22 protein-coding genes are annotated in these 22,353 nt (G+C 43.3%); 5 read left to right on the top strand and 17 right to left on the bottom strand.

Translation table 11 applies throughout. The annotated features are described in order from the left end of the window. Positions 1-62 precede the first annotated feature (62 nt). The 3 genes from AC1DFM_RS18550 to AC1DFM_RS18540 all read left to right on the top strand — a co-directional run bounded on the left by AC1DFM_RS18550 (position 63) and on the right by AC1DFM_RS18540 (position 2,207). Positions 63-509: a DoxX family protein gene (locus AC1DFM_RS18550; RefSeq protein ID WP_477078237.1), complete on the top strand. Its 447-nt coding sequence runs from the start codon at positions 63-65 to the stop codon at positions 507-509. Positions 510-539: 30 nt separating this feature from the next. Further along, positions 540-1,298 carry an MBL fold metallo-hydrolase gene (locus AC1DFM_RS18545; RefSeq protein WP_477078236.1) on the top strand — a complete coding sequence of 253 codons (759 nt, stop codon included), beginning with the start codon at positions 540-542 and terminating at the stop codon, positions 1,296-1,298. Between the two features lie 108 nt (positions 1,299-1,406). Further along, positions 1,407-2,207, top strand: coding sequence for an FkbM family methyltransferase (locus AC1DFM_RS18540; protein WP_477078235.1), 801 nt, complete (start codon positions 1,407-1,409; stop codon positions 2,205-2,207). A gap of 5 nt (positions 2,208-2,212) precedes the next feature. Here the strand turns inward: AC1DFM_RS18540 and AC1DFM_RS18535 are convergent, their stop codons facing one another. The 17 genes from AC1DFM_RS18535 to AC1DFM_RS18455 form a co-directional block, all read right to left on the bottom strand. Further along, positions 2,213-3,616, bottom strand: coding sequence for an undecaprenyl-phosphate glucose phosphotransferase (locus AC1DFM_RS18535; protein ID WP_477078234.1), 1,404 nt, complete (start codon positions 3,614-3,616; stop codon positions 2,213-2,215). A gap of 38 nt (positions 3,617-3,654) precedes the next feature. Continuing rightward, positions 3,655-4,860: a glycosyltransferase family 4 protein gene (locus AC1DFM_RS18530; protein ID WP_477078233.1), complete on the bottom strand. Its 1,206-nt coding sequence runs from the start codon at positions 4,858-4,860 to the stop codon at positions 3,655-3,657. A gap of 41 nt (positions 4,861-4,901) precedes the next feature. Then, positions 4,902-5,639 carry an FkbM family methyltransferase gene (locus AC1DFM_RS18525; protein ID WP_477078232.1) on the bottom strand — a complete coding sequence of 246 codons (738 nt, stop codon included), beginning with the start codon at positions 5,637-5,639 and terminating at the stop codon, positions 4,902-4,904. Then, on the bottom strand, positions 5,636-6,739 hold the full coding sequence (locus AC1DFM_RS18520) for a glycosyltransferase family 4 protein (protein ID WP_477078231.1): 1,104 nt from the start codon (positions 6,737-6,739) through the stop codon (positions 5,636-5,638). The genes AC1DFM_RS18525 and AC1DFM_RS18520 overlap by 4 nt, the downstream gene beginning before the upstream one ends. 13 nt (positions 6,740-6,752) lie before the next feature. Beyond that, positions 6,753-7,622 (bottom strand): FkbM family methyltransferase, encoded by an 870-nt coding sequence (locus tag AC1DFM_RS18515; protein WP_477078230.1) that lies wholly within the window; start codon positions 7,620-7,622, stop codon positions 6,753-6,755. Then, the gene (locus AC1DFM_RS18510) at positions 7,588-9,036 is read right to left on the bottom strand and encodes a hypothetical protein (protein ID WP_477078229.1); all 1,449 of its coding nucleotides are present in this window, start codon (positions 9,034-9,036) and stop codon (positions 7,588-7,590) included. The genes AC1DFM_RS18515 and AC1DFM_RS18510 overlap by 35 nt, the downstream gene beginning before the upstream one ends. Positions 9,037-9,113: 77 nt before the next feature. Next, a complete protein-coding gene (locus AC1DFM_RS18505; protein WP_477078228.1) occupies positions 9,114-10,022 on the bottom strand; it encodes a hypothetical protein in 909 nt (302 codons plus the stop codon). Further along, positions 10,022-10,669, bottom strand: coding sequence for a class I SAM-dependent methyltransferase (locus AC1DFM_RS18500; RefSeq protein ID WP_477078227.1), 648 nt, complete (start codon positions 10,667-10,669; stop codon positions 10,022-10,024). Before AC1DFM_RS18500 ends, AC1DFM_RS18505 begins: the two co-directional genes overlap by 1 nt. Continuing rightward, a complete protein-coding gene (locus tag AC1DFM_RS18495; RefSeq protein WP_477078226.1) occupies positions 10,656-11,363 on the bottom strand; it encodes an FkbM family methyltransferase in 708 nt (235 codons plus the stop codon). The genes AC1DFM_RS18500 and AC1DFM_RS18495 overlap by 14 nt, the downstream gene beginning before the upstream one ends. Positions 11,364-11,367: 4 nt before the next feature. Continuing rightward, a complete protein-coding gene (locus tag AC1DFM_RS18490) occupies positions 11,368-12,708 on the bottom strand; it encodes a flippase (RefSeq protein ID WP_477078225.1) in 1,341 nt (446 codons plus the stop codon). Then, positions 12,701-15,085: a GumC family protein gene (locus AC1DFM_RS18485; protein WP_477078224.1), complete on the bottom strand. Its 2,385-nt coding sequence runs from the start codon at positions 15,083-15,085 to the stop codon at positions 12,701-12,703. Before AC1DFM_RS18485 ends, AC1DFM_RS18490 begins: the two co-directional genes overlap by 8 nt. Then, entirely contained in the window at positions 15,082-15,843 is a 762-nt protein-coding gene (locus AC1DFM_RS18480) for a polysaccharide biosynthesis/export family protein (RefSeq protein WP_477078223.1), read from the bottom strand. The genes AC1DFM_RS18485 and AC1DFM_RS18480 overlap by 4 nt, the downstream gene beginning before the upstream one ends. A gap of 553 nt (positions 15,844-16,396) precedes the next feature. Beyond that, positions 16,397-16,783, bottom strand: coding sequence for a type VI secretion system tube protein TssD (tssD, locus tag AC1DFM_RS18475; protein WP_291926631.1), 387 nt, complete (start codon positions 16,781-16,783; stop codon positions 16,397-16,399). A 153-nt stretch (positions 16,784-16,936) separates the two neighbouring features. After that, positions 16,937-17,461 carry a type VI secretion system TssO gene (gene tssO / locus AC1DFM_RS18470; protein WP_477078222.1) on the bottom strand — a complete coding sequence of 175 codons (525 nt, stop codon included), beginning with the start codon at positions 17,459-17,461 and terminating at the stop codon, positions 16,937-16,939. Positions 17,462-17,507: 46 nt separating this feature from the next. Then, positions 17,508-18,683, bottom strand: coding sequence for a hypothetical protein (locus AC1DFM_RS18465; protein ID WP_477078221.1), 1,176 nt, complete (start codon positions 18,681-18,683; stop codon positions 17,508-17,510). Positions 18,684-18,695: 12 nt separating this feature from the next. Then, positions 18,696-19,508, bottom strand: a complete 813-nt coding sequence (locus AC1DFM_RS18460; RefSeq protein WP_477078483.1) for a TssN family type VI secretion system protein — start codon at positions 19,506-19,508, stop codon at positions 18,696-18,698. A gap of 153 nt (positions 19,509-19,661) precedes the next feature. After that, entirely contained in the window at positions 19,662-20,624 is a 963-nt protein-coding gene (locus tag AC1DFM_RS18455; RefSeq protein ID WP_477078220.1) for a type VI secretion system baseplate subunit TssG, read from the bottom strand. 231 nt (positions 20,625-20,855) lie between these two features. Between AC1DFM_RS18455 and AC1DFM_RS18450 the strand changes: the two genes are divergently transcribed. Both AC1DFM_RS18450 and AC1DFM_RS18445 read left to right on the top strand, forming a co-directional pair. Then, positions 20,856-21,911, top strand: a complete 1,056-nt coding sequence (locus AC1DFM_RS18450; protein WP_477078219.1) for a PKD domain-containing protein — start codon at positions 20,856-20,858, stop codon at positions 21,909-21,911. A gap of 9 nt (positions 21,912-21,920) precedes the next feature. Then, complete coding sequence (locus AC1DFM_RS18445; protein WP_477078218.1) at positions 21,921-22,352, top strand: GPW/gp25 family protein; 432 nt, start codon at positions 21,921-21,923, stop codon at positions 22,350-22,352. The last annotated feature ends 1 nt before the right edge of the window (position 22,353 follow it).

The raw sequence follows: 22,353 nt of genomic DNA, 5'->3' as shown, positions 1-22,353 counted from the left end.
TAACATTTGTTAGCGGTATTTGCCGGGGAGATGCAGACCTTTGTATCCTAAATGATCTACAAATGGCTTTCTTTTCCGGCTTATGCAGTATTGCGCTTTTGTTACTGGCGATTGGTTATATTTTTTCGATCGAGATATTGAAAATATTCTCTTTCGATGCGCGTATATCCGCTGCCGTTATGTTCCTGCTGATTGGTTTTTTCCACCTCGCAAAACCAGATAAACTTATTTACATGATTGAAGGCTGGTTTCCATTCCCCTGCTTTCTCATTCTTTTTACCGGTGTACTGGAAATGTTACTGGGCATAGGTTTGTTGTTTCCAGCCACACAATATTATGCTGGTTGGGGATTAATGATTCTCCTGGTAGCCATGTTTCCCGCCAATATTCGTGTAGCCATCCAACAGCTGCCTGCACCGGGTGGATTACCGGCCAAACCCTGGTATACCTGGAGCAGATTATTGTTTCAACCCTTATATATTTTGTGGATATGGTGGGCGATTAATTAATACCTTTATTCCATTCTTAAATTCATGACCATGCGCATACAATTTTTACGCAATGCCACATTGCTATTAGAATGGAATAATAAGCGGATATTGGTTGATCCTATGCTGGGCGCTAAAGACAGTCTCGATACCGTTGTCAACGCCGCTAACACCCTCCGTAACCCACTGGTTGATCTCCCTGTCAGCGAAGCAGCCCTGAATGAATTACTGGCTACCCTGGATGCCATCATCGTTACCCATCGTCACCGTGATCATTGGGACGTTACGGCGCAGGCCATATTGCCAAAACACCTGCCGGTATTTTGTCAGCCTGCAGATGTAACCGCACTCACGGAACAGGGCTTTACCAACCTGCACCCGGTAGATACTGCTGTGGTATGGGAAAACACCACCATCACCCGTACCGGCGGCCAGCATGGCACCGGCGAAATTGGCAAAAAAATGGCGCCGGTTTCCGGCTTTGTATTACAGGCACAACACCTGACACTCTATATTGCCGGCGATACTATCTGGTGTGAAGAAGTGAATGCAGCGATGAATACCTTCCAACCTGATTATGTAGTAGTGAATGCCGGCGCAGCACAGTTCCTGCAAGGTGATCCTATTACAATGACTGCCGCCGATGTGATTACCACCATACAACATCCGGCAAAAAGCAAGGTCGTTGCGGTGCATATGGAAGCCATCAATCACTGTTTCTTAACCCGGAAAGCACTGGCACAAGCAGTCAGCGCCGCAGGACTGTCGGCTATCATACCTGAACAGGGCGATTGGATAAAACTATCTTAGTTTTCCGGAATGAATAAAGTGAACAGCTACTCATGCATGTATTATGAGTATATTTATCAGCGACAATATAGCTCCCTCTGATAACTTTCACTGCATAATAATTTCCGGATGGCAAAGTTGGTAAAATCTGTGAAAAGAGTGTACGTATGGCTGTTTGCCAGAAAAGCATTTTACAGATTCAATTTATACTTCTACAAACTAAGTATGTGTGGACTCGGTATCCGCAATTTTGAAAATGAAAGCGTGTCCGGTGAAAGGGCATTTATCCGTTATCTTATCCGGAACCGGAAATTGCATTCCGGCGTAATACTGGATGTGGGCGCCAACGTTGGCAACTACACCGTGATGCTTCGGAAAAATAATATATCACTCCCCATATTTGCATTCGAGCCACATCCGGTGGCATTTAAGAAACTGGAAGAAACTGCCCGCACACATCAGTTTACCGCAGTTCCGGAAGGCGCCGGTGAATTGGCTACCACCACTACCATTTACGACTATAGTGGGGATGGCGGCTCTGAACACGCCAGCATGTATGAAGATGTTTTCAGCACCCTCCGCCACAGCCAGGCAGAGGGTGTTGTTATTCGGCTCACCACCATAGACGACTTTGTTGCCAAACATCAGATAGAACGGATTGCACTCCTGAAAATTGATACGGAAGGAAATGAACTCAATGTGCTGAAAGGAGCTGCTAATACCATTCGCCAGGGACTGGCAGATGTAATTCAGATAGAGTTCAATGAGATGAATGTTATTTCGAGGACTTTTTTCAGAGACATTAAAGGCATCCTGCCTAACTACGACTTCTACCGGCTGCTACCCAATGGATTGCTGCCACTGGGTACTTATAATACCACAGAATTTGAAATATTCGCTTTTCAGAATATTGTCGCCATCAGGCAATAACCCGACTAATAAGCATTCCTGTCTCCCTTTATCATATTCATAATGGTTTGGAATATAATCTGGCAATCGAGCCAGAAACTATAATTTTCTATATACCACAAGTCAAGGTCTACACGCCGCTGCATTTTGCCGGGTTCTTTCGTTTCCCCCCTACAGCCATTCACCTGCGCCCAACCTGTAATTCCAGGTTTTACCAAATGCCGTAACATGTAATGTTGAATCACATTCTTTGATTCATCGTGTAATGGTATGGGATGAGGACGGGGACCTACAATGGACATATCTCCCATTAACACATTAATAAACTGAGGTAATTCATCGATGTTTGTTTTACGGAGTATTCTGCCCAGTGGTGTTACMCGCGCATCCCGGGAGGTAGCCTGTAAATAGTGTCCATGCTCATCTACTACATCACTATTCACTACCATGGAACGGAATTTATAACAGGAAATACGCTTGTTTTTTAGTCCCCATCTTTCCTGCTTGTAGAATACAGGGCCTTTTGATGTCAACTTAATCAGCAGCGCAATAATCGGGAATAACCAACTAAACACCGTGATAAACAACACGATGGTAAACACCATTTCAAACAACCGCTTAAAATGCTGCAGGGTAATATCATCTAAAGGAGAAGTCCGCACAGTGAATAAAGGGAAGCTTCCCATGAAGTGCATACTGGCAGTAGGCGTACAATACCGGTGGCATTCCGAAATGATCCTCACCCGCTTGGCTTCTTTCTCACTGGCGACAATAATTTTCTCTACTTTATCATTGTGCCCTCCCGGGATAGCGACCACCACTTCGTCGATGTCCGTACTTTGCAGGATGCCAGGCAAATCCGCTATTTTGCCCAGGTACTGCCCATTCAGCATTGCCATACGTTCATCATCTAAAAACCCTACACAGCGATAGCCAAAATGATCATTCGCCCGCATGGTTTTATAGAAGCTCCAACCGGTTTCCCCCGCTCCAATGATCAACACATTTTTGATGTTATACCCAGCCGTTCTCAACTGCAGCAGGATTTGCTTGATGGTGAATTTAGCTACTACAATACCACCGAAAATCAAGCTGGTATACAATAGTGTAAATGTTCTCGGATATGGATAAAATTTGAAGACATAGAAAAACAAAAAAGTGAAAAAACAACCGTGCAATAAAACTGTCTTCAGAATCGCTATAAACTCAAAGGAAAATGATCTCGTTCTGAAATCATCATACAAATGCATAAACAACCCGATGATAGTCCAGGCAAAAATGCTTAATCCCAGCAACAGGAAATTAAATGGCGACATAAATACATCTCCTTTAACGGCGATATATTCGCGGGTAAACAGAAAAAAAGCCGTCAGCACGATGTAATCAAGGATCAATCTTACAAAGAAGTTGATGGTGATGATACGTTTCATAGCATGAATGAATTGAAAAACTCCTAAAATGAATTAGGTTAAATAGCCGCTACTTCAATGGTTTTATTAAATATTTCCACGAATTCATTCCCAATTCGCTGTATATCGAATGTTCTCTCCGCATACGCCCTTCCATTTTGTCCCATTTTGCCGCGCAATGTTTTGTTATCCACCAGCAATTCCAGGGCGTTACAGAAGCCCTTTTCATCATCCGGTGATACACAGTATCCAACCTGGTTATTATGTATTATAGTGGCACTTAAATTAGACAGTGGCATCGCTACCACAATTGGTTTCTGTGCACACAGATACGTCAGTACTTTGGATGGCACCGAATAAATACCGGCTTCCTTTTCCAGTATAGCCAATAAAACATCTGCGGTGCCCAACACTTCACTCATTTGTTTAAAATCCTGAAAAGGAAGTACCAACAGATTATCCAGCGCATGCCGTTGTTTTTCTTTCTGCAGGTAGTCCGCGCCCAATCCTTCTGAAATAACAATAAAAACCACCCCATTATGTTTCCGGAAATGACGGGCGGCAGCCACCAGTATCGCAGGATTATGTTTTAACCCCAACGTACCTGAATATACCAGGCAGGTCTTATCTGTAAGACCATATTTTCTTGCCCAGTCATTATTCTTTTCCACCAGCATGATCTCTGAAATAGGCGCCCAGTTGGGGATACAGGTCACCTTTTCCAATTGCACCTTCCACTGCCGAAAAATATGATTGAAATCACTGGTGATACTAACGATATGATGACTATTACGCAAAAGCCCCGACTCCAGTTTTCTGAAATAATACCAGATCGGGAATCCTAAAGCACCCAACTTCTTCCGCGCAATCTGTTGAATGGCTACCGTGTAGATATCCTGGCACCAGTAAATAAATTTAATTTGCCGCTGCCGGCAATATTTCTGCAGATATTGTTGTACAAACAGTGGCGTTGTTCCACTCAATATTACTTCCGGCCGGAAGGTCTCCAGCTGTAAGGCCAGCTGCCGCGCGTATTCGATTTCCTGCTTCCTTCGTTTCAATAACGAATACTTATCAAAAACACCTTTGATAGTAATGGGCAACACCGTTAGATTTCCGTTTGTATCTACTGCGGAAAAGTCTCCCTTAGGCGACTGAAACGAAGTAGAATAAGCATGCAATACCTGGTGTCCATTATCAGCCAGCTGCCGGCTTAGCTGTAATGGAAAAGCATGTCCCGAGTGATCATTAATGACTATTCTCATGAGCTAACCCATTTTCAACACCTAAATCCGTGTTGTTGTATCTAATGTTTCCGCTTATATAAAAGATCCATTTGAAGGATCTGTAATTGTTCTGATTGTAAAAATCCTACCGGCGCTATGAACTCAAATCCCAATTCTTTCACAAAGCTGTGCATTTCATCAAACAGCGGTTCTCCTTTATACATGGGCACAAAAGACGCTTCAAAAAGGAGGTAATCGATCTGATGCAAACAGTTGGTAGCTCCTTTCAGGATCTCTTTTTCAAACCCCTGTACATCCATTTTCAGCAATACCGGTGGCACCAAAGCAAGCTCCGTGCTGATATCATCCAACCGCTTTACGTCTACTGTTATTTGCTCTACCTTCGCTGTTCCGGGAATCAGGTGCTGCTGTAAGTCAGACATCGGCAATGCGGAACTGGCGTGTGAATAAGCATTGCTATAAAATATCAGGGTACCCGCAGCACTACCCAATGCGTAATTATATGTACGAATCTTTTCTATTTTGCGGGTGTTCTGTTGCAATAAAGGATACACTTCCGGTAGCGGCTCAAACGAATGGATGTAGCAACCCGGATAAAAATGACTGGCAGCCAAGGCAAACTGTCCCTGATTAGCACCTGCATCCAACAACGTATTCAATTGTGGAATATAATGCCGGCAATTATGTAGTATTTGCGTAGAAGCCACGGAAGCCCCCTTTTCCAACATAGATGAAATACCTCTCCCCGACTTCAGGAACACTTTTACCGTATCAGATATTTTAAACAATAAGCTCATCTCGAAAATTTATGATGCCAACAATCTTTATAAAACCGGATGGTTGCCGCAACGCTGTTATCCCAGGTAAATTTCTTTACCTGTTCCAAGCCTGACGCAATCACTTTCTCCCGGCAATGCGTGGTTTCCAGTAATTTGATTTTTTCCAGAAACGCCGCGGCATCAATGGTATTAGCCAGTAATCCCGCATTCCCTGTAACTTCCGGAACAGACGACATATTGGCTGCCACCACGGGACAACCCGCTTTCATTGCTTCTCCCGGAGGGAATCCAAATCCTTCATAAGCAGATGGATACAGCAGGCAAAACGCATGGTTATATAACAGATTCAAAGTAGCTGCGCTCACCGTTTGTAAAATGTGATAGCGGTCCCGCTGCTTAGTAGGGATATCCTGCATCTCTTTATCCGTCCATGTTTCACCACCTACTATCACCAGGTGAAAACCAGCCGGTAGTTGCTGCATGACTTCCGTCACCACCCAAAAATTTTTATAGTTCCTTCTTGCACCCACGTATAAAATATATTTCATGTCCGGAGACACCGGTAACGTTTCCTGTGTTAATAGACGTTTCCATATCGGATAAAAATCATCTGCAATACCATGATGAATGATCCTGATGCGGTCCGGATCTGTATCCGGATAAAAATGCAGCAGGTCTTTCCGCGTATTCTCTGAAATACAGATAATGCCATCGGCCTGTTTAATACCGTATGCTTTCTGCCGGATATTAGCCCAGGCCCTCGGAAAGGCCGTAGCCAGCTTTTTCTCATGTGCAAAATCGTGCACGGTAAGAATATTCAGCACATCCTTCCGTGGCGCAACACGCAGGTATCCCCCGTGAAAAACAGCGCCGGATGGAATAGGATAACGAACAGGCAGATACCGCAAATATTTATCTGGTATCCAGCTTTCCCGGATGCAATCAAAACCACGATAATCTATTCTTTGTTCGAAAATATTCGTGGATGATTTCCTTGCATTCAAAAAACTAACAGACAAATCACTTTTGCAAATACCAGTAATCAATTCATACCAGTAAACGGATACGCCACCGCTCCGCTGAATTGAAAAAACCAGATTATCCAGAAATAATTGCATAGCTCCTTGTTCATTATAACCACATATGAAGCATAACAGGATTACCGCTTAAGTAATGTATCCCCTTCACCAGGTGATTGTACTCCGGTACCACTCCTTTTATGAGATCAATCAGTGTGTGATAATTTTGTCCCTTATGATAAGTCGTGATCGCAATTTTAGGTTTACTGATACGAATCGTTTCCAATGCACCACGAATCATATGTTCCTCAAACCCTTCTATGTCTGCTTTCAGATAGTCAATTTTAATTCCGCGATTGGCAAACAAGCTATCGATCGTTACCACATTCACCTTCAGCGCATGACCATTTCCGGCAGTCGTCTGGATAGTAGCATCCAGTGCGGTATTCTCCGATGTCATGGACAGATATGCCTGCTGACAAGTATCTCCGGCCGCAACTGGTAAAATAGTGATGGCTTTATTCTGCCCGAAAAGTACTTTCAGAGAATCCTGGAACAACGGCAACGGCTCCATAATGAAAATGTGCCCAGCCGTGTATTGATGCCGGAAAGCAAATAACCCTTCAGCACTGCCACAATCCACCACCACATCACCTGCTACCACCGCAGTTTGTGGAATTTCATAATAATGCCAGTGCCAGGGCCGCGACTCAGACAACACCATGGCCAGACTATACATCGGCGCAGTAGCAGGATACACAAACAAATCATTGTACCCCCTGATCCGGAAATACTTGTACTGATCATTTTCTTTCACCAACTCAGACTCCCTCGCCGCCACAGCCTTCATTGTAGGAGAGAACAGATGACTCACCATCTCACGCAGGGATGTTCTGCTCCGGATACTATTACTCACGAGATAATGATATAACAGCATCAACCGAAACTTACATCCCCATATGGTACTGCTCAGTCGATTCATTTACTTCGCTATTTTGAGGTTCGCTTCCACCATAAGCACTTAACATGGTTACCATAATCATAATCAGATCTATCTGACTAAAGAAAAAGCAAACCGCTACAAATGCCAGGTAATTATTCTGAAATGCACTATTGTTGCCGTTACGCTTCATTAATACCAGGAAGTAAGCCACCAGGGCAATCCCTCCAAACTCCGCGAGTATAAAAAACCAGCGCATATTGAGGTTGTTACCGCCAACACCCGCTACCCGGTTATCGTAATTCATTTGTCCAAAGAAATATTTAGGCGGAATAAAAGTACTGTTACCACCACCATATCCTGATAACAACAAATAAGGTTCATCTTTCAAAAAATCCACTACGGGTAACTCCAAATCCCTTTGCAACGGCATCCCAAGGATGATGTTGTTCTTTCCCCATATTTCAGTATTATAACGATAAGACGACCTTTTAAACACCAGTTGATACACCGCGCTTTTCTGATTCTCCGTATACTGCTTAATAAAGTATTCCCGGGAACTGGCCACCCCCATGAAAAGCCCTACAATAGCTGCCAGCGCTAAAATAACCTTCCCCCGTATAGACGATACCCCTTTAAAAACAAAGAAGATCAACGCTCCCGCCAACAGATTAATCCATCCGGTTTGAGATACCGTCAGCAAACAGGTAACCAGGGCGATGATGGTCATTTTATAATTCCGGTCTCTCAAAAACGCCGGAATGGCCAACGACAGAAAAGCACTTAACATTTTAGGTTCAGAAAACAATGCCTGCACACGGAGACTAAATGCATCATTGGATTGTTCCATCAAATACCTGCGTTGCAATCCCAATATCTCATCCAGGTCCGGACTACTGAAAGTATATTCCGCAACAATCTGTATACCCGCTATCACACAGGATATTTTTGTGATTCTTTTTACCGTAGCCAAAAAATCTTCAAAAGAATAAATATCTTTCTCCTGCACTATTTTGCTTCCTATCGCAAACAAAGGCAGGTATGTTTTCAGATAGAAGTAAATGGGCCTGGTATAAAAAACATAATACTTATCACCCGGGTAGTAAAAAGGATCTTTATAAAACTGGATGATCAGAAACACTGCAACACTGGATATCAGCGGAAGCACCAGCAACAACAGATATTCCCGCCGGATATACAATTTCCCCCTCACCAGCTGATGAAGCTGGTCTATTAAAAAAGCTATCCCAATAAAAAAGGTGCCGGTAAACGTTGGTCCGATCATGATCATGGAATAGGCCTCGGATGCGAAAGCGTACAGCAAACAATCAACGGCAGATATTCTTCTGTTATAGTATAAATACAATAATACACCGGCAATCAGGAGAGGCATGCTCTCCCTGAAAGTCTCCACATAAATGTTGTCACTTATTAAAAGGTCATATCCAACATCCATATCCTGACATTATTGATGATTCGTTTGACATCCACAGGTATCCCCTGCTTTAGATATCCTATTCATCCGTTGTTTATTTACAAAAAAATCCGTTTGTATATTTTATTCAATACCCCCACCTGTTGCAATGCACCTTTAATCCTGACGGGCAGCGTTCCTATGTGAAATATTTTGTCACTGGTAAACTTATCTGCCACGTCATTAATGGCTTCACTTTCCGGATGTATGACGGTGGGAATACTCCCGTAGTTCATCTTCCCTAACCAATACGGTACATGCCGGGTATGTGTTGCATTCTTTCCATAGCCAATATTGTTGACTAAGTTGATGTCAGGCGTAATACCACAACCGTTATTAAACCATACCACCAGCACCCATTGAATATCCCAGGTATCCACGTGCCGGTGAAAAATGGACAGGAAATATTTAACGATCGGATCAAGGTTCTTTTTCTTCATTAACTGACGGTAGGGACGAAGTGAAAAGTCGTATTTTCTCCAGGCCCTCCGCCAGGTAGCCCATCCCCACACATGTATGTGGCGGGAGAAATAATAAGACGCTTCAGAACGCCGGGTACCCAGCTGAAAATTACTACCGCCAATGTGCATTACATGATGCTGATCCCGATATCGTTCCAACAACGCTGTGCAAAATGAAAAGAAAGTAGTATCAGGAACACAATCATCTTCCAGTATAATTMCTTCTTCTACTTCTTCAAAAAACCAGTCTATTGCAGTACTTACCGCTTTACCACATCCCAGGTTAGTACTCCGGAACAGTGTTTTCACCTCACAGGGCCAGTCGATATGTTCCAACACATACGCCCGTGTTGCCATGCACAACGCCTCTTCTCCTGGTATAGCCGCCCTCGGTCCGTCAGCAGCAATAAACAGCCGCGTTGGCTGTTGTTGCCTGATTTGTTCGAAAACCAGCGTCACTTCCTCCAAACGGTTAAATACAAGAAAAAGAATGGGTGTCTGTAACATCACTTTATCGCTTCTAATGCAACCGCGTTATTAAATCTGGTTTCCTCTTCCACCAAATGAAACATATGATCCGGACAATCATGATAATTGCATGATCTGACACTGCTGAATCCAGCCTCCTTCAGCACATGCGCCAACGATATCCGATCCCACATATACAAATGCTCCCGGTTACCAAAAGCATGTTGCATCAGCTGTTTAAATCCAGACGGCCTTTTTAATTTACCTAACATCGTTTCTTCCAGGAACTTCACATTTGCTTCCTGATCGTTACTGCCCAGATTCTCCAGATAGCGGCGGCTGGCAGACTCCAGGTCCGGCACCACACACCTGAAATAGCCGCCGGACTTCAGCAACTGCCAGGTATTCTTCACCGCCAGGCGGCAGTCTTCATACGACAAATGCTCCAACACATGACTACAATAAATTCCATCACATGAATTTGCCGCGATGCGTGGTAATCCTTTCCGGATATCTCCCAGTAACACATCCTCATGAAAGGTAACGTGCATACCGGATTTCAGCAGCTTTCCAATAACAGGAAGTTGTTGCAATCTCAAGGTCGGAGAAGCGTCATAATTCTTCCAACCCGCGGGTGCAGAAAAAGGCCCGCAACCGTACTGTATGTATAGCTTATTCTCTGACATACTCGCTTCTGCTGTTTTTGAAAAAATAGGTATAATATGTTTTGGCAAACACGGTATATCCCAACCCTTGCATAAACTGTAACAACTCACTATCAGCCATGTGTTCCAGTTCAAATGGCTGCGACTCCACCAATACATATGACGGCCGGTATTTTTCCCAGTTATTTGAACGCAACACCTCCATATCAAATCCTTCCGCATCGATCGTCAGAAAATCAATGGATGCATCAGCCGGTAAATGCTCGTCCAGTATCTCCGACAAGGGCCAGGTTTCAATTTTCTTTTTTTCGATTACACGGTATTGTGGCGCCTGGCTATATTCCGTCACTTTTTCGTTTGAAAATGTGCTCAATGCCGGATCATTAAATACGTTATAGGTCAGGTACTGCCTGGAGGCAGACACGCCGATTTCCAGGTTGATATCCTGCGGCCGGTATTTATCAAATAAAGCCATAGATCCCGGCATCGGGTCTATGTTAATCCCCCGCCATTTCATTTTATAAAACAGGTAAGTGTTGGAGAACCGGAATGGATGATGCGCCCCTACGTCCACATAGGTACCCTTCACTTTGTGATGAAAAATTCTTTTCAGTATCAGGTCTTCCCCCTCAGAACTGTATGCCTTTCTGCGATACCTGATTTGCGGAAACATGCCGGAAATGGCCTTTACTGCTATGGTCTTCATCCAACTCATTCGCTCATGAATTTTCAGGTGTGATAGAAAAATAATTCAGCGCAAAAAACTTCAGGGAATGATAAGCCCGCTTAACATCTTCATATGCCAGCAACGGATTAAACATTCTCCTGGTAAACAGCCATCCCTTCCCACTTTTATCAAATGCTACCAATGCCAGGTATACCGCTGAATAAGCGATTACGGTAGCTACAGCTGCACCTACACCCCCATACGGACGAATAAGCACAATGTTGAGCCCTACATTGATAATAAGGCCCATTATATTGCCGTAGAGATTAATCTTATAGCTGCCTTCAATAATCAGGTATTGTGTAAACATAGAACACAAAAACACAGGCACGCTGGCCCACACATGTATCATCAGAATAACGGAAGCTGCCGCATATTGCTGTCCGTATAAAAGGGGAATAATCAGATTTGCCAGTAACATCACTAACAGTGAAATGGTGAAACTAGCCCAGAATGATAAACGGATACATTTCTCCACACTACGCCAATAGGCGGCTATATCCGTTTTCCGCTTGTTAATCAGGTCTGGTAATATGGCAGTGGCTAAAATCACGGGGATAGCATACCACAATTCCGATATTCTTGCGGCCACCACATATTCTCCCAACTGTGAAGCAGCTCCTAACATGTCCAATAAAAGAAGGTCTATTTTTACAAACAACACCACCACCAGATTAGAAAAAAGCAATGGCCACCCCTGTGCCAGCAACGACTTCCCCAGTTTATAGTCGAGGTTCGACAACCACCCCGCAGCATACCGGCGCTGGTAATTATCAATGATCACCGTATAAGTCACCACACCTTCCGCCAACGTCACCCATAGAAAATCAGACAGTGTTCCATCGGTAAAAACAACCAACAGCTTTATGACACAAAAAATCAGGAAAACCACCACCTTGGGGACAATGACCTTTCTTACATCGTTCTGCGCCTGATAGAAATAATCAAACACATCAAAGGATTGCAGCACAATTGTTAATGCCGTGAAAACGGTGCAATAAAGATATATCTCCTGGTGAGGTTTGGAAAGCATCACAAAAGTTACGCTCAACACCATACTGATAATGCCGGCTACGATACGCATAAAAATGAGTATCGCCACAATAGAGGAAGGACTCGTTTTAGTATTCAGCAATTCCTTCACGGCAATCTTATCCATTCCCAGTAATGCAAAGCTTCCTACAATGGTGGTAAGCGCCAGCGCATAGTTCCATATTCCGAATTCTTCAGGACCTAAATGCCGCGCAATTATTGCCAGGACGATGATTCCCGGGAAAAATTTACTCAGTTTATCAACGAGTAACCAGCCACTATTTTCAAATACTTTATGCAATTCTCCTTTTTATTTTCTTAAAGACAGATACCCTTTTTGCCTTATTGTGTTTATTGGCTGCATATCCGTAGTGATCGTAATAATCGTACGGGTGGAATGCATCCTGCTCAATCCCGTTAAATATGATTCCCTTCTTACGACGGAATACTTCATTCAGGTTTTCTGCCACTGCCGACAACCTGGATTTGAGTGTAAAATTGTAACGGACTACAAAGAGTGTACAATCCACATAAGGAGAAATACTTTTCGCATCCGATACAATACCAATCGGTGAAATATCAATGATGATATAGTCAAACCGCTCCTTCAGCAATCCCAGTAAATCCGCCATCCGCTTTCCTTCTATCAGTTCTACCGGATTGGGTGGAATAGGTCCGGAAGACACGAGGTAGAGCCCTTCTTTGTCGGGGATTTTTTTGATGATCTCCTCAGCTGTTTTATTTCCGATGATATAATTAGTGAGACCGATATTGTTATCCATCCCAATAGATCTGGAGAGTTTAGGCTTTCTGAGATCCATTTCCACCAGCACTACCTTCTTACCTCCTACTGTCAGGGCATTGGCCAGATGGGCAGAGATAAAAGTTTTTCCTTCGCCGGATACGCTGGAGGTGATCATTACCGTAGCAGATCCATTTTGTTCTGCCAATACGAACTTGAGGTTGGTACGCAGATTAAATATCTGTTCCTGTATAATGGACCTGTTTTGTGCAGATATTTCATGTATGATAGGCAAATCGTCGTGTTGCTGAAATATTTCAGCCATTACCGGAAGGTCAAATATCTGTTCAATTTCTTTTTTGGTAAGCACCCGTGGGTTGAGGAAATACTTGAGATAGATGTAAGCGATACTGAGCACGAGGCCCACGGCTATAAACCCGACAAAGACAAATGACTTCTTGGGTGAAATAGGCTTTTGCGGAACAAAAGCCGGCGCAATAATTTTATTGTCCGTAACATTACTGGCGTAAGATACCGATGCTTCTTCCTTTTTCTTTAACAGGTATAAATAGAGATTTTCTTTTACGCCCTGTTGTCTTTTTATATTGATATATTCCCGTTCATAAGCCGGAATGTTGGCGATTTTACCCATGATTTCGTTCACCTTGGTCTGGGTTCCTTGTTGTATCACACCGGCATTTCTTTTATAACCTGCGATATAATTTCGGATAGTGTTCCGGGAATCTTCTATTTGTGCGTCCAGATTTTGCAGGATATTACTGGTAGGCTGAAGAGAAAGAGATAATCGTCTCTTTTCTTTCAAGCCTTCTTCATAGCGATTAATCAGGGAAGTCAATGTTTGATCAACGCTTGTACTAACGGGGGCGAATGGATAATCGCTGCCTGGATGATTGATATAATTCTCCACCTGATTCACCACAGACAGCTGCATATTTGCCTCATTCAGGCGAACATCTGCATCTTTTACCTGTTCCAGTGCCAGCTTGGAACTGGCCTCTATATCTGTGATGCCGCGCTGTACTTTGAAGCTTTCCTCCTGCTTTTCCAACAGGCCCAATTCCTCCCGGAGGGAATCAATTCTCACTGTAAGAAAATTGATGGTTTTTAAAGCCACTTTATTTTTATCATCCAATGTATACTGGTTGTAGGTTTCCAGCAAGGCATTGAGAAACTTTGCGGCCCTGTCGGCCACCTGGTCTTCATAGGTTACTACGACTACAGTAGCATCTTTATTTACGAGGCTGGTGCCAATATGTTCTATCTTTTTATATGCCAGGTCCATCACAGAATCTACTACAATGCGAAAAGAACTACCCATCGGCCCTTGTTCATCCGGTGTGTAGCGGATACTGAATTTATCCTTATTCATTATAAAAGGTTCGCCCGACTTCACCTGCAGTTGTGTTACCAGGTGATCATCTTCATCAAAATATTTTACTTTCAGGAAATCACTGCCGGGTGTCACATCAAAAGAATAATTCCCTACGTTGCTGCTATCGGTCAACAACTGAATCCCTAAAAAATTGGGGTTGTATATTTCTTCATCCCTTACCGCTCCTTTTTTAAAATACCGGATATTAAAATGATTGCTTTGGATGGCTTTCTCCAATAGTATTGGGGACTTCAGCACCTCCATTTCATTTTCAATATTCTTATTATTATTGAACAGCGAGAGCGATTTTAACATGTCCATTTCCTCTCCACCGGGCTTCTTCTCGTCTTTCAGGTAAATTTTGGTGCTGGACAAATACATGGGCTTTTTGTACTTCAGGTAGGCAAATGCAGCGCCCACAGCCAGCAGCGATATAATGATCAGCAAAGGCCAGTGAAAGACGATCTTCCGGAGAAAATCGTTCAAGTCAATCACGCCATTTTTATTGACTGTATTTCTATCCGCCATAACAACATGTTTCATTTGCGAAGAATAACGATCGTTGTAACAAGAGAAATAAAACTCAGTATCGCAGGTAACAGCAATAATGTTTTTGATGAACTAAAGGACTTATTGGGTCCGGGTTTCACGTACACCACATCATTATTGCCCAGGTAGTAATAGGGAGAACTCAGTGTTTTGGCATCGTTGAGATTTACGGTTCCATAGTTCTTCACCCCATTCACTTCTCTTATGACTATAATATCATTTCGTTTAGCCGTTATATTGAGGTCACCTGCCATACTCAAGGCATCCAGGATAGTAAACCGTTCTGACGATACTTTATAAGATCCCGGTCGCGCCACATCTCCCAGTACGGATACTTTGAAATTGAGCAGCCTGGTAGACACATACACATTTCGTATTTCCTTTTCCAATGCCTGCCTGACCGCTTCCGTGACACCGGTGGTGGTTAATCCTTTTACATAAATTTTCCCGGCTACGGGCAAAATAATGTTACCGGTACTGTCTACCACATATCCCTGTTCAATATTATTCCCCCCAGCTGTGGGGCTATTGAGCGTATTGGGATTAAAAATCATTGATACATCCTTATCAATGGTGGTGACCGTAATCTGTAGAACATCTCCTGACTGTATCCTTAACTGCTGCGGGATATTCACGGTGTCACTACCGTTGACAGTGGAAATATCATTGAAGTAAGTAAGCTTTTTCGAGCTGGAACAACCTGTTAATAGGATAAACATGATAATCGCGGAATAGTAAAATCTGGATCCCATATGATATGATTAATAATGCCTGATATTTTGATCAATGGCAGCGTATGTCTACGGTTATAACAAGTTACATCCCCCAATTAATGGTTGTTAAATTCGGTACTTGGCTTTCAATATGGCAATCCTTACTCCTAAATCGTTGCTGACCCAAATAGCCATCAACATGGCCACTCCCCCGAAATGTGTTTATATCTTGAAAATACCCGGGACTATTGTTACTTAGTAGCATATGTCTATTATTCAGAGGGAATATTTAAGTAATTGTAATTATCGAACTGATTTTTAAAACATCAGAATCAAAAAATATGTTTTTAAAATCTCCTGTTTTCGCGCAAGAATATAAAAATGAACAGAAACCCAAAAAATGAACAGAAAAAACCCGGTAAAAAAATGAACAAATAATACATAGGATATTTTAAAATCTGTTTCAACAGCTATTTTGGCGGCTAAACTATTAATCAACCTCATGCATATAACCCGGTATACATTTCCTCTATGTGCACAAAAAAAGCCGGTTCATACGAACCGGCTTTTTTCTGCATAATGTCAGGAGTTATTACACCCATTCATTAACATGTTTTGCGTTACCCATGCTAATTTCACGGGCAGAAATGGTAAAGGAAATTACCATTGGGTTTTTGTTTTCGTAGTCGAAAGACTCTTCAAACTTCACCAGGTAACCTTCTTTAAATTCCAGCGTTTTCAGTTTGGAATCAGTGTCTCTTTTGTAGAAAGTAATGGAACCATCTTTTCTTTCAAAGTTGTTTACCATCCATTCAAAGAGTTCGGTTTTTCCGGTAGATTCTACCGTCAGTTTGATGCGTCCGCCACGGGTAATTGCCGATGGGCGTCCTGTTGCATCTGTTTCTTGTGTGAGATCGTAGGCTACGTGTTGTACGTTGTACTCTTCACCGCCTGATGTAAATTTTGCCTTGAAGGACATGTGGGTTAATTTTTAAGGTTACAATAAAGAAATAAAATTTAGAAAGTATTTATTGATTTATAAGTACCAAATATAAGATGATTTTTCTGATTGGTCAACACTCCTAACAAATAATTTAACACTAGATCAGAAAAACCAATATCCCCATGATCGTTAGTGAGCGCGGCTATTCAGCAACATCATTTGTCTGCAGTTATCCAGGTCCCTGCTTTTGCTTTCCACCTTTGCGTTCAGATCAGCCACCTGCATTTTCAGATCAGCAATACTTTGCTGCGCATTCTGTAATTCGCGCAGTTGTTGTTTGGTTTGCTGCAAAGACAGGCAATTCTGTACGATATTGTCATACAGTCCATAATGCGTAACCGCTTCTTTAGGGATAGAATTGCGCATATCCGCCAGGGATGCAGCGATCACCTGGTCCATATAATTCGCATTCTGATTGGGCAGATTAATGGAGTCCAGGTTATGTTTTACTTTCTCCAGCTTCTGCAGAAAATCCGATTGGAACGCTTGCTCCTGCCGGAAGCTACTGAGCTCTTTTCGCAGTGAGGCGTTTTCCCTCGCTGGTACCTGGTAGTTAAAAAATATGGCCAATACAAATAAGCCCACTGTGATGATAAAAAATAACAGGAACCATATAAATGAAATGCTTCTTTCCTGTCTGTTCAATACTTGCATACTGCGGAATGTTTTTATTTTGAGTTATCGGGATACGGTGTGATCATCAATCTGTAAAAAACCAACGTTTGGTTTTATGTTTACGCAGGTATTCTGCATCTTCTGCGGATTCTTCTTTCACAAAAATATTGCTGTCCTGCTTGCGTCCGATATAATCCAGTCTGCTCAGGCTTTCAAATAGTTTATTGACTGCCCGTACAAAAGGAATCATTGGCTGCAGGCATTCTCTTACATCCAGGTGTTTATACCGGATATTTGCGCAATTGATCATCAGGGTTTCCAGTTCTCCCTGCCGCAGTTCACACCATTCAGACAGGTAGTTCAGTAATTCTTCTTTTCCGGCACCGGCGCGTTGATCAATAGCATTCTTCATAGTGCGGGCCAGTCCGGCAATGACTTCCAACATCTGCGCAGGCGCCTGATTGAGGCCCAGCCAGCGGAACTGTGTGATGCGGGTACCCAGAAACTGCACCATTTTCTCAGTGATATAAAGTACTACCAGGGCCAGGTCGTTGTTCTGGTTTCTGCCATAAATTTTCTGTACGATGTGTACGCCATATAGTTCCATTTGCCCCAGAAATTGATCCAGCTCATGATGCAGGTCAATCAGTGACGGATGAGCGCTGACAATACTACAAGGCGGAATATAATCATCATCCATCTGAGGGCGTCCATCTGCTACATTAATGCGGCCCAACACCATCTGATAGCTACCCAACTGACCGGAAGGCAACTGAGAAGCAGGTGCTATGTATAAATGATATTCAGGCGTTGCGTAGGGGAGTCGTGGCGGATCTTCATCCAGCAAGGGTTCTCCGCTGGGTTGCCGGTTAAACGGATTTACCTGTATCAGCACATAGTAAGTGCTTTCCGTATGCTGCGGGTCCCAGGTATATGTGGCCTCAGGAAAAGTAGTGGCGTATTTCAGGGAGTGCACCGTATGTTCCGGCACTTCAATTCTGCCTCCACCGGGGGTTAGCGCCCGGCATTCCGTTAATTTAACACGCCACTGATGTTGGTTATCAGTAACAAACCAGCAACGAAGTGATTCTTTATTTTCTGCTTTGGGAGGTAACAGGCCGTAGTTCAGTGCATGTATGCTACAGGACAATGCGTCCCTGATCTGATCCAGCAGTGCATTTTCGGTATCTATAAAATGTTGCTTCTTAATCTTCATGCCATCTACCCAGTTAACGGGGAAATGCTTTAGCGGTTCTGCCATAATACGCTGCTTTTAGGATAACATAATTCTGTTGCAAATAATTACACTGTTTTCTTTGATACCATTCATAAAAACGGCTTTATGCGGGTCCAGTGTTTTAGCCCCCCCGAACCAACGTGGTTTGAGGTGAAACACCCACCCGTAAGGCTGTCCGGTGTTATCTACAAAATCAATGGGGGTATTGGGATAACGATCGTTATAGTCATTGATAAAGTGGTAGAACAAATCACCCAGGTCCATTTTAATAGGTGTACGCGCCCTGAAATAGGTACGGCTCCTATCCATAGGACCTTTTTCCATTTCCAGTCCAATTACAATCAGGTCTCTCATTTCATCTTCATTTACTTCCGGCATATCTTTATACATCGGATATTGCCACCACTTATGCACCTTCACCGGAATGGACATCATCCGTTCAAAAGTTTTGTATACAAAAGTGGGTAGTACAAAAGAGAACATGCTGGTCAGCATGGGATAATACAGGAAGGTATCCTTATCCAGGAAGCGGTTGACCAACACAAATCCAACGCCGCCAAATAGCCAGATGGCCACTATAAAGGCAAGTTCAGACACCAGGGTAGTTTCGTTGGCCCAGAAACGGGTATACATAAAATGGCAATGCACTACACCCAATCCCAGGAACCATATTTCATAGAAGAAGTATTGGTTCATTAGGTTTTGATGGGTAAACAGGAAAGGGATGGAACTGATAACGGCAAATATCAGCGTCATACACATTAAATACAACAGTGCTTTCTTTTTGTAAAGGCTGAAATTCTTAATGTATCTGCTGAGCAAAGCCACTATAAGAGATCCTATGGCCATAACGCCGGCCAACATTAAATAAAACTTAGCAGTGTATCTCATAGTTCTGTTTGGTATGTCCAGGTTTTTCGGGTTTGGGTACTAACATCATTCTTGGTTTTTCAGATGCTGGGTAATAGCAAAAATAATTCCATAATAGCTAGTGGTCGTTACTCAGAGGAAAAAATTATATCCCATAATTCCCTGATCAGGCTGCTTGTCAGACATCACTACCTGCTTATCTCCTGCTGGTGGCAACAGCTGTGTGGTTACCTCCACATCTGCCGGCAGCAGGTATCCATAACAGGTTTCCAATAGTTTCCCATAAGGTTGCCAGGGCAGGTAGTCGTATATACGTTGACGTGTAACCGGACCAATACTGACCGTTAACACCGGCATATCTGTATAGCATTGTGTCCCTACCATAGCGTCCACCCCCAACGCACATTCTCCTAATGGCACCGTATTTCCGGTGCTCACCAGCTGTGGTTGCCGGTTGATGGAAATAGCGACCGGCTCTTCAAACACCTGTTCCAGACACAACTTCACGAGGGTCATATTGCCGGCTATATGATGCATATAGGGCAACAGCTTCACTAATCTGTTCGCTGCCGCTGCGGGAAGTCCTTCCGGCAGGTTCCAGAACACATGGAACAACTGGTCGGCATCTTTCCCAAATACATCAAACAACAAATGCTTTTCCCGCTGCTCCAGATATACCCGCTGCAGAAAAAACTCATTCTCCAGTGGTTGAAAGAACCTGCGGGCCTGCTGCTGTTGTTGCTGCTGCTTCTTATAACGGGTCACCATTTCCGTGACGCCGCTCTGCCGCGCAGAAGGCTCCTGTTTAAACTCATGAAATATACCCTGCGGTAAACGATCATAAATACCATCCCGCGAAAGAGAAAAATTAATAAACGGCTGATAAGGCTGACTATCATCCAGTTTTACATGAGTAATATCTGTGGTAAACGAACGGGTAAATACATTCTTCATCTGTACTACCACCTCTTCTTCCCGCACATGATTCTCCAGTAACTCCCCTACCACCACTTCCGCCCTAACATCGTAGGGTAAAGCGTTGACATGATCAATCACCTCATCCAGTGCGGCAGCCTTCTCTGCATTATTAACCATAAGGTCTGATTTAGGTTTTTCTTATCCAGCTAATCTACCGTTAGCATAACTATCATTCGTCTATGGTTCCGGGCTAACAACTCCAGCAACAAAAATAGGGGATTGCTTTTATTTATTGTGGCTTAAATTTTGAACCCAGGGAAATTTTTTTTCAGGTGAATTAACTTTAGCAATTTATCCAAAAAAACACTAAAATTGTAAAAATCTGAATTGTAAAAACCTGAAAAACCGATGGCCCCCCGTAAACCCGAAAATGAACGTAAGGTTAACTCATTCCGACCTTTTGGTAAAATTGCCAGTCACGTAGATCCCATGGTGCTGTGGACATTCCTTGGCCTGTTCCTCATCAGCGTTGTACTGCTTGCCTTTCAGATGGATGGCAGGGAAGACTGCAGCAATACTGATATCACACTCAGTCATATACAAAATAGCAACAGCAAAGCATATGCAGTAGGAGAAGTCATTACATTTAATGCAGACAATCACGATAAAAAAACAGGCAGCTATACCTGGGAATTTGGCGACTCCAGTGCGAAAGCTACCGGTAAACAGGTATACCACTCCTTCAATAAAGCTGGCAGCTACGTTGTTACACTGACCTCCGGGAAATGTACCTGGAATAAGGAAGTACTGGTAGTGATGAATATACCAACTACTGCTGTCAACAACAATGCAGACGTATTCCCCTTAATTGACGGCCCTTCTGAAGCATTTGCCGGACGCCCCGTTACGTTCAGCAATAAAACACCATCCGCCACCAAATGGAACTGGCACCTGCTGCAGGATAACGCAGAAGTACATACCGGCTCCTCCGTTACTTATACTTTCTCCTCTCCCGGCGAAAGAACATTATCACTGATCATTAACGGCGACAGCAGCCATATGGTACTGAAACATATTACCGTATTCCCTGCCCGCCCGGTGGAACGCCCGGACGCACCAGAGCCCTATATCGCCCCTGCTCCTGCACCCGCACCGGCCCCAGCGCCTGCGCCGGCACCGGAAAAGAAGCCTTCTATCTCGGATGAGGAATTCAAATATCTCCTGATTCAGGTAACACAAAAACAAAAGAGCGCTGCAGATTTCGCGCAGTACCTCTGTAATAATATGAATGCCAGGGTAGTACTGAATGCTAACGATGTAGATAACTTCTCCCATTTCTGCTCCCGCATTTATGGCAAGAAGAAATTTAAGATAGAAAGGGTCAATCTCACTAAAACACCCGATGGCTGTATCAATGAGATCCTGATCATGTACGATCGTAAAAAAGTGTTGGGCATATTTTAAGCCACTATCATGAAAGGAAAATATTATAAGCTACCAATAGACTTCTCGCAGCTGCTGCAAAAAAAAGATATGCCAGCCATTGCATTGGAAGAATCTATTGAACAACATATTCACCTGCTGATTACCACTGTATTGGGAGAAAATAAAGATGACGCCCAATATGGCTGMCAGTGGTGGGACAGCGACTTTGATATCAAAGCCTCCAACAATGAAGTAAAAGAACAAATAGAAAGCGCGGTAAAAGCATCTGTTGTTCGCTATGAAAAAAGAATTGCACAGATAAGGGTAGTGGCCGCTGTGAACCAGGAAGAACTACTGATGCCAGCCACCCGCAAAATGAAGAAGAAAATCCGGGTCACTGTTACCGGCACCATTGCCAAAAACAATAACCCATTTCAATACAGCAGCTTCTTCTACATCAGCCCCCTGTCGTACGATTAAT

The sequence above is a fragment of the Chitinophaga sp. 05T412 genome, from assembly GCF_056396465.1.
The sequence above is the reverse complement of the archived record's forward strand: the minus strand, read 5'-3'. Positions and strand labels throughout refer to the sequence as shown.

Coding starts and splice junctions, on each gene's coding strand:
- AC1DFM_RS18550 (WP_477078237.1), top strand. CDS start 63: ATGGCTTTCTTTTCCGGCTTATGCAGTATTGCGCTTTTGTTACTGGCG.
- AC1DFM_RS18545 (WP_477078236.1), top strand. CDS start 540: ATGCGCATACAATTTTTACGCAATGCCACATTGCTATTAGAATGGAAT.
- AC1DFM_RS18540 (WP_477078235.1), top strand. CDS start 1,407: ATGGCAAAGTTGGTAAAATCTGTGAAAAGAGTGTACGTATGGCTGTTT.
- AC1DFM_RS18530 (WP_477078233.1), bottom strand. CDS start 4,860: ATGAGAATAGTCATTAATGATCACTCGGGACATGCTTTTCCATTACAG.
- AC1DFM_RS18525 (WP_477078232.1), bottom strand. CDS start 5,639: ATGAGCTTATTGTTTAAAATATCTGATACGGTAAAAGTGTTCCTGAAG.
- AC1DFM_RS18520 (WP_477078231.1), bottom strand. CDS start 6,739: ATGCAATTATTTCTGGATAATCTGGTTTTTTCAATTCAGCGGAGCGGT.
- AC1DFM_RS18515 (WP_477078230.1), bottom strand. CDS start 7,622: ATGAATCGACTGAGCAGTACCATATGGGGATGTAAGTTTCGGTTGATG.
- AC1DFM_RS18510 (WP_477078229.1), bottom strand. CDS start 9,036: ATGGATGTTGGATATGACCTTTTAATAAGTGACAACATTTATGTGGAG.
- AC1DFM_RS18500 (WP_477078227.1), bottom strand. CDS start 10,669: ATGTCAGAGAATAAGCTATACATACAGTACGGTTGCGGGCCTTTTTCT.
- AC1DFM_RS18495 (WP_477078226.1), bottom strand. CDS start 11,363: ATGAGTTGGATGAAGACCATAGCAGTAAAGGCCATTTCCGGCATGTTT.
- AC1DFM_RS18485 (WP_477078224.1), bottom strand. CDS start 15,085: ATGAAACATGTTGTTATGGCGGATAGAAATACAGTCAATAAAAATGGC.
- AC1DFM_RS18480 (WP_477078223.1), bottom strand. CDS start 15,843: ATGGGATCCAGATTTTACTATTCCGCGATTATCATGTTTATCCTATTA.
- tssD (WP_291926631.1), bottom strand. CDS start 16,783: ATGTCCTTCAAGGCAAAATTTACATCAGGCGGTGAAGAGTACAACGTA.
- tssO (WP_477078222.1), bottom strand. CDS start 17,461: ATGCAAGTATTGAACAGACAGGAAAGAAGCATTTCATTTATATGGTTC.
- AC1DFM_RS18465 (WP_477078221.1), bottom strand. CDS start 18,683: ATGGCAGAACCGCTAAAGCATTTCCCCGTTAACTGGGTAGATGGCATG.
- AC1DFM_RS18460 (WP_477078483.1), bottom strand. CDS start 19,508: ATGGCCATAGGATCTCTTATAGTGGCTTTGCTCAGCAGATACATTAAG.
- AC1DFM_RS18455 (WP_477078220.1), bottom strand. CDS start 20,624: ATGGTTAATAATGCAGAGAAGGCTGCCGCACTGGATGAGGTGATTGAT.
- AC1DFM_RS18450 (WP_477078219.1), top strand. CDS start 20,856: ATGGCCCCCCGTAAACCCGAAAATGAACGTAAGGTTAACTCATTCCGA.